This window comes from Arthrobacter sp. SAFR-044 (genome assembly GCF_059414985.1).
The window spans coordinates 1-7,074 of sequence record NZ_JBPFDN010000025.1 but is presented as its reverse complement, the minus strand read 5'-3'; the positions used below and the strand labels follow the sequence as shown (position 1 = coordinate 7,074).

At 64.5% G+C, this 7,074-nt stretch carries 6 protein-coding genes, 1 tRNA gene and 1 pseudogene; 5 read left to right on the top strand and 3 right to left on the bottom strand.

Annotated elements, in window-relative coordinates:
• The first annotated feature begins 88 nt into the window (after window positions 1-88).
• Entirely contained in the window at window positions 89-2,368 is a 2,280-nt protein-coding gene (locus ACR65J_RS20920) for a gluconokinase, GntK/IdnK-type (RefSeq protein WP_440172709.1), read from the top strand.
• 86 nt (window positions 2,369-2,454) lie between these two features.
• Here ACR65J_RS20920 and ACR65J_RS20915 read toward each other — a convergent pair whose 3' ends face one another.
• Complete coding sequence (locus ACR65J_RS20915) at window positions 2,455-3,066, bottom strand: Rho termination factor N-terminal domain-containing protein (protein WP_440172708.1); 612 nt, start codon at window positions 3,064-3,066, stop codon at window positions 2,455-2,457.
• A 393-nt stretch (window positions 3,067-3,459) separates the two neighbouring features.
• On the opposite strand from ACR65J_RS20915, the gene ACR65J_RS20910 reads away from it, so the two are divergent.
• Window positions 3,460-4,023, top strand: a complete 564-nt coding sequence (locus tag ACR65J_RS20910) for an SRPBCC family protein (protein ID WP_440172706.1) — start codon at window positions 3,460-3,462, stop codon at window positions 4,021-4,023.
• A gap of 11 nt (window positions 4,024-4,034) precedes the next feature.
• On the opposite strand, the gene ACR65J_RS20905 is transcribed toward ACR65J_RS20910, so the two are convergent.
• On the bottom strand, window positions 4,035-4,421 hold the full coding sequence (locus ACR65J_RS20905) for a DUF7793 family protein (RefSeq protein WP_440172704.1): 387 nt from the start codon (window positions 4,419-4,421) through the stop codon (window positions 4,035-4,037).
• Window positions 4,422-4,561: 140 nt separating this feature from the next.
• Here ACR65J_RS20905 and ACR65J_RS20900 point away from each other — a divergent pair, with 140 nt between their 5' ends.
• Both ACR65J_RS20900 and ACR65J_RS20895 read left to right on the top strand, forming a co-directional pair.
• The gene (locus ACR65J_RS20900) at window positions 4,562-5,098 is read left to right on the top strand and encodes a GNAT family N-acetyltransferase (RefSeq protein ID WP_440172702.1); all 537 of its coding nucleotides are present in this window, start codon (window positions 4,562-4,564) and stop codon (window positions 5,096-5,098) included.
• Window positions 5,099-5,260: 162 nt separating this feature from the next.
• Window positions 5,261-6,295, top strand: a complete 1,035-nt coding sequence (locus ACR65J_RS20895) for a zinc-binding dehydrogenase (RefSeq protein WP_440172701.1) — start codon at window positions 5,261-5,263, stop codon at window positions 6,293-6,295.
• 129 nt (window positions 6,296-6,424) lie between these two features.
• Here the strand turns inward: ACR65J_RS20895 and ACR65J_RS20890 are convergent.
• Window positions 6,425-6,514 (bottom strand) — tRNA-Ser (locus ACR65J_RS20890).
• A gap of 124 nt (window positions 6,515-6,638) precedes the next feature.
• Between ACR65J_RS20890 and ACR65J_RS20885 the strand changes: the two are divergent.
• Window positions 6,639-7,074 (top strand): annotated as a pseudogene (locus tag ACR65J_RS20885) (HNH endonuclease signature motif containing protein); the annotation flags it as partial.

Sequence of the window (7,074 nt, the reverse complement as noted above, 5' to 3'; positions counted from 1 at the left end):
TGCCCTACAACCGCCTCGTCGACGGCACCGTGCATGACTGGTGAGGCATGACTGGTAAAACAGGCCACGACTGTCAAGGAATCAAACAATGACTAAACAGCAGATCATCGTCATGGGCGTCTCCGGCTGCGGCAAGTCCACTATTGGAGACCTTGTGGCCCGGGAACTGGGCGTCCCGTTCCTCGACGGCGACTCCCTCCACCCCGTGGAGAACGTGGCCAAAATGGCAGCCGGCACCCCGCTCACGGACGAGGACCGCTGGCCCTGGCTCGCCACCGTGGGCGCGGAGTTGGCCAAGGCGGGCGATGGCGGACTGGTCCTGGCCTGTTCCGCCCTTCGTCGCAGCTACCGCGACGCCATCCGGAAACAGGAACCGGACACGATCTTCCTGCACCTCAATGGCAGCAAAGAGGTCTTGAAGGCGCGGACGGAAGGCCGCACCGGGCACTTCATGCCACCGGCGCTGCTGGACTCCCAGCTCGCCACCCTGGAACCGCTGCAGGAGGACGAGCGCGGCGTAGTGGTGGACATCGCCGCGCCCGTTCCGGACGTGGTGGCCCAGGCACTCAAGGGGATCGCCGCCGTCGTACCTTCACCCAAGGCAGCGCAGGGCACTGCTCCCCGGCAGTTCGACGTCGACCTTGCCGCCGCCCCGTTCAACCTCGACGCCGATGCCATCGCCTGGGTGGAGGGCACCCTTGGCGCCATGACGCTCGAGGAAAAGATCGGGCAGCTGTTCATCAACCACAACAACGACTACTCACCCGAGTACCTCGATGGCGTGCTGGAAAACTACCACGTGGGCGGCATGCGGTACCGCCCGGGTCCGTCCGCTGCAGTGCAGGAACACATCCGCTATGCGCAGTCCAGGACCCGGATTCCGCTGCTGATCGCGTCCAACCCGGAGATGGGCGGAGCCGGCAGCTGCGACGACGGCACTTTCGTCTCGACGCACCTCCAGGCAGGCTCGCACCCGGACAAGACCATTGCCCGGCAAATGGGGCAGGTGGCCGGGGTGGAGACTGCGGCACTGGGGTGCAACTGGGCGTTCGCGCCGATCGTGGATATCCACTACAACTGGCGGAACACCGTCATTTCCACGCGTTCTTTCGGCAACACCCCGGAAATCGTGGTGGAACGCGCCAAGGAATACTTCGACGGCATCAGCGAATCGCCTACGGCCTGCGCCATGAAGCACTTCCCGGGCGACGGGATTGACGAGCGCGACCAGCACGTGGTCACCTCCTACAACACCCTCCCTTACGAGGAGTGGAACCGGACGTACGGCCACGTGTACCGGGAGATGATTGCGCACGGCGTGCAGTCCATCATGGTGGGCCACATTGGGGCGCCGGAGGTTTCCCGGCATTTCCGGCCAGGCCTCTCCGATGCTGAGATCCTTCCCGCCACCTTGTCCCCGGAACTGCTGCAGGACCTGCTGCGCGGCGAACTCGGCTTCAATGGGCTGGTGCTCACGGACGCCTCGCAGATGGTGGGCCTGACGCAGGCGAAGAAACGCAAAGACCTGGTGCCTGCCACAATCGCCGCCGGTTGCGACATGTTCCTGTTCTTCCGGAACCCGGCCGAGGACTTCCAGTACATGCTGGACGGGTACAAGTCCGGGATCATCACCGAGCAGCGGCTCCACGATGCGCTTCGGCGGATTCTCGGGCTGAAGGCGTCCCTGGCCCTGCACCTCAAGGCTGCAGACCAACTGGTGCCGCCCGCCGAGGCGCTTGCCGTCATTGGATCGGCCGAGCATCGTAAGGTGGCTGCGGAGATCGCGGACAAAACGGTGACGCTGGTCAAGGACACCGCCGGCAACCTGCCCATCACTCCGCGGACCCATCCCCGGATCCGCCTTTACGGGATCTCCGGCGGGTCCGATTTCACCCGCGCCGACCCGCTGGCCTACCTGGAGGTGGTCAAGGAGGAACTGGAAGCCGCCGGTTTCGAGGTGCACCTCTTCCGGACCGCTGGGCAGCGCGAGGCCGCGGGGGAGACCGGCGTGAACTTCATGTCGATCATCTCCGAGGAGGCTACGGGGGACTACGCGGAGAAGTACGACGCGGCGTTTGTCTTTGCCAACGTGAAGGGCTTTGCCCAGGAGGCCGCCATCCGGATCAAGTGGTCTTCCCCGATGGCCGCGGAAATCCCGTGGTACGTCACGGAGGTCCCCACCGTGTTCGTTTCCCTGAACCAGCCGAACCACCTGATCGACGTGCCCATGGTTAAAACGGCTATCCACGCGCATGCCGGGACGCGGGAAGCCATCCGGGCTGCGGTGGAGAAGATCCAGGGCAAATCGGAGTTCCAGGGTACGTTCAACGACAACGTGTTCTGCGGATCCTTCGACACCCGGCTGTAAGGCAGTATTGGCATTAGGGCGGTACTGAAGGAGGCGCCACCGCTGTCAGCGGCGGCGCCTCCTTCGTGCCTCAGGCCTGGGAGGTCCTACGCGTCTTCACGCTCCGGGTTCTCCAGCCGGAAGAAGTTGGACTGCCTTCCATCGGACCGCTGTTCCTGATAGATGAAGTTGAGCCGACGGTCGTCAAACGTCTTGAACCACTCCTCCCAGCTGACTTCGCGAAGGTTCGCGTCCTTGTCGCGGAAGTCGATGCGCAGCACGCCCAGGTGGTCCCCGCGTTCCGTGCCGTCGACTGTTGCGGGAACGCCGCCGCGTTCTTCCGCCCACTGCCTGATGACCTCGTGGTGCGTGGTTGCCAGGCTTCGGCCTTCGCGTTCGGGTTCCTCCTCGGTTGAGGTGATTTCCTGCGAGTACTTCAGCGACTTGGATGAATCATCGCCGTAGCGGATCTTGCCGCCGTCAGGCCCGGCGCCCAGGCCTTCCGCGCCATCAGCGCCTGCGTCGACTCGGCCATGATCCGCGCCTTCCTGCCGGCTCTGGGCCACCTCCTTCACCAGTTCTTCCTTGCGCATTCCGGAAGCGCCGGTGATGTGCTCTTCCTTGGCCTCCTGGCGGAGTTCGTCCACTTTCATCTTGCGCAGTTCGGTTTCACTCACATCGGGTGTGTTCGGCGTCTGGTTTCCTGGCTTGTCACTCACGGCATGTCCTCCCTTTTGCAGAGCTCTTTGCAGAATCGACAAATAATAAGGCTGCTTACTTTCTAGCGTGTGCGCGGATGTGGCGTCAAGCGCCGTGGCCGGATGTCACGCTGCAGGTTCCGCATTTCCCCACGCGGGGCTTTGGACTCTGTGGTTACGAATACCCGGCAGGTAGGCTCCACAAGTCCCGGATCCGAAGGAGCCAGCCATGAGCAGTGTGACGTCACGTGTCCAGGCCCCCACAGCGACGCTAAAGAGTGGAAGCCGCGCAGGCATCTGGACACGCACGCCGTTGCCCGGGCTTCTCGGCGCTGTGGCCGCTGCAGGGCTTTGCACGCACCTGGTCCTGCCACGTGCACTGGGGGTCTGGGGACCGATGCGCCGGAAAGGTCGATGCCTCTTCCCGGCGACGAGTTGATTCCCCGTCCCGATGAAGTCCAGACCATGGCAGTGACCGTGTCTGCCCCTCCGGACGAAGTCTGGCCGTGGCTCCTGCAGATGGGGGTGGACCGTGCGGGCTTGTATTCCTACACGTGGGTGGAGAACTGGCTGCTCCATTTGGGCGTTGAGAATGCGGACCGCATCCATCCGGAGTGGCAGGACCTGCAGGTGGGAGACGTCGTTGCCTTCACCCCGGATGGCTATCCGGGAGGGCGCCGCGGGCCGCGTGTGGTGGGCATGGAGAGCGGGCGGCATCTGGTCCTGGACTTGAGCCCTGGTGCAGCGCCGGGGACTGTCACCGGGACATGGCAGTTTGTCCTCCGCGATGCGGGTGACGCGGGGACCAGGCTGCTGCTCCGGACGCGTTCTGGCCCCGGCCGGCCAGTCGGTCTTCGCCTGATGGATTTCCTCCTTCGGCCCGGCTACCTCGTCATGGACCGTGCCATGCTCGTGGGCATCAAAGAACGCGCGGAGGGCGGGGCGCGCAGGAGGCACCCGCCGTCGACGCCGGAGTGACCGCGGAGCCCTCAGTGCTCCGTGGGCTGCGCCCTGCCTGGCGTGCCGGTCCGGCTGCCCTGCTCCAACAGCCAATGGAGGGCCTCGGGTGCGTTGGTGAAGTATGCGGTGGGAGTCAGGGACCGCTGGGAAAAGGCGGCCACAACCTTACCCATGGGGCCATCCCCAACGAGGGCCACGGCCGAGAACCCGCGGTAGGCGTTCATGCCTGCCCTGGCTTCCGGCGTCAATCCCGCAACTGCCGCGAGATCAACGAGAAGTGGCAGGAGACGTCCGCCACTGAGGTTTTCCAGGACCCGGGCAGCCTGAACGGCAATGTCGTACGTGATGAATACTTCCGGTTTCCACTGCAGCTGCAGCACGCCCTTTTCAAAAGCGGCAGTAAAGAACTCGTTCATTCCCGTCCCGGATTCTCATTGAGACCTCGTATTTTGACCAATCGAGGCCCATTCTGCCTGATCAGCACGACATTTGGGCCAGGAGCGGGCCGCGGGTGATTGTGAGGTCCGGCCGTTTTCCGGCTGTGTAGTGTGAATCAGTGGACTTCTCTTGTGAACTCGCTGGCGGCATTGTTCTGCGTCCCGTCCAGATGGGGGATGCAGGGGCGCTGGCTTTGGCGTTCCAGGCGAACCGGTCCCACCTCGCCCCCTGGGAGCCGGTCAGGGCGGAGGAGTTCTATACCGTCGAGGGACAGCGTGAGCTGATCAGGCGACGGCAGGCTGACCTTGATTCAGGCGCAGCGCTTTCCATGGTGTTGAGCGGCGATGAAGGCATCCTGGGCCTCCTGACTCTCAGTTCGATCGTGCGGGGTTCATTCCAGAATGCCCACGTCGGCTACTGGATCTCCCCGGCTGTCCAGGGCAGGGGGCTCATGACGGCGGCGCTGGCCGCGGCGGTGGACATCGCTAAAGACGGGCTCGGCCTCCACCGCCTCGAAGCAGGCACCCTGGTGCATAATGTCGCATCCCAAAGAGTGCTGGAAAAAAACGGTTTTGAGGCCTACGGCACGGCGCGGGCCTACCTCCGGATAGCCGGCCAGTGGCAGGATCACCGCATGTACCAGCGGATTCTCTAACTGCCGCGCGGTTTGGGATATGCCCGACGGCGGCCCCCGGCATCACCGCCCGGCCCGGGCATGACGCTGGCGAGGTTTTTCACCGCGTGGAGCCCCGTGCGAAGATGTCGCCCGAACCCCCTCATGGATGTGAGCGGGACGAGGCGGATATATGGAGGTCATGTGCGCGCGATTGTCATGGACCAGATAGCAGGACCGCTGGCTGTCCGGGAGGTTGAAGAGCCGGAGGTTCCGGTGGGCGGCGTCGTCATCGGCGTGGTTGCCACGGGGCTGTGCCGCAGCGACTGGCATGCCTGGGCCGGGCACGACGATATTGAGCTGCCGCACGTCCCGGGCCACGAGTTCGCCGGCGTCGTTGTCAGTGTCGGTCCAGGAGTGGCGAAGTGGACGGTCGGCGACAGGGTCACAGCACCGTTCGTCGAGGGCTGCGGAGCCTGCGAGTGGTGCCTCGCGGGCAACGCGCAGGTTTGCCCGGAGCAGCAACAGCCAGGTTTTACGCATTGGGGTTCTTTTGCCGGGCAAGTCGTGATCCATGCAGCGGACACCAATCTCGTGGCGATTCCCGATGGGGTCAGCTTCGAGGCAGCCGCCAGCCTGGGGTGCCGGTTCGCCACCGCTTACCGTGCACTCACCGGCCGGGCCCGCCTCACTGCCAACGAATGGGTCACCGTTGTAGGGGCAGGCGGCGTAGGGCTCAGCGCCGTCATGATCGCCAAAGCACTCGGTGGAAAGGTTATCGCCGTCGACCGGCACCCAGCTGCCTTGGAGGTGGCGGAGTCCCTCGGTGCGGACCACGTTCTGGCAGCAGACGGTTCAGATATCCCGGCGCAGGTGCACGCCCTCACGGGAGGAAGCCACGTCTCCATTGACGCCGTCGGCAGTGAGCTGACGTGCGCGGATGCGCTCTTGAGCTTGCGCCGCCGGGGCCGGCACGTCCAGATCGGGCTCCTGCCGCCGGTGGAAGGCCACCCCCGTGTGCCCATGGCGCGCGTGATCGCGTGGGAACTGGACGTCTTTGGAAGCCACGGAATGGCCGCGGCGGACTACCCCGGGATGCTCGCCCTGATTGAGTCGGGTGCGCTTGAACCGCAGAAGTTGATCGAACGCGTGATTGGGCTGGCCGAGGCCGCCGACATGCTGCCACGGCTTGATACCGCCAATGTCGCGGGGATGACGATGATCGATCCGACGCGCTGACGCATCCGCCGCCGGCAGATCGCTGTTCCGTCAAGTCGTGGTGGCCTTCCCGGAGGAGCTGTGCTCATTCCGTGCGGAATGAGAAAGGCCCTGCTTCCCTTTTCACAAGGGAAGCAGGGCCTTTCTACCTGGCGGTGACGGTGGGATTTGAACCCACGTTGGCTTTTACACCAAACAACATTTCGAGTGTTGCACCTTCGGCCGCTCGGACACGTCACCAACCTCAATAGGGTACCGGAGCAAGGCCTGCATCCCCAAAACGTGGGTACGACAGGCCAGTGCTCCCGAGCCGACCCTAATTGTCGTACCCCCTTGCCATGATGTTTTTATGGGGAAAGCGGCGGTGGTGAAGGCGTTCGGGGATATCCGGGCTGCCCTTGCCGTGTTGAATGCGGAGGTGGACGGGCAGGGGGCGTTGCCGTTTTCTGTGGCTGATCCGTTGGCTGGTTTGGCGGATGGGTGCCTGGATATTCTTGCCCGGTCCAGGGAAGTTGAGGCCGGGATCGCGGGTTTGAAGGCGAAGGCTGCGGTGACGTACGCGGACACCGCAGAGGTGGTTGCCGGGCCGGATGTGCCGGTGCGGGCGCAGGAGATGGCGGCGGTTGCGGAGATCGGGTGCGTGCTGGCTTTGGGTCCGCGGGCGGCGTCCTCATTTCTGGCGACCGCCCACGCCGTGACCACCACGTTGCCGCGCACTCTTGAGGGGTTGCAGGCCGGGGTTCTGTCCTGGGGCCATGCGGTGGTCATGGCGGACGAGACCGCGTGCCTTGATGCAGTGG

What these genes read in the sequence shown, in the direction of transcription:
- ACR65J_RS20920 (WP_440172709.1), top strand. Translation starts at nt 89, where the DNA reads ATGACTAAACAGCAGATCATCGTCATGGGCGTCTCCGGCTGCGGCAAG.
- ACR65J_RS20910 (WP_440172706.1), top strand. Translation starts at nt 3,460, where the DNA reads ATGCCTCTTCCCGGCGACGAGTTGATTCCCCGTCCCGATGAAGTCCAG.
- ACR65J_RS20905 (WP_440172704.1), bottom strand. Translation starts at nt 4,421, where the DNA reads ATGAACGAGTTCTTTACTGCCGCTTTTGAAAAGGGCGTGCTGCAGCTG.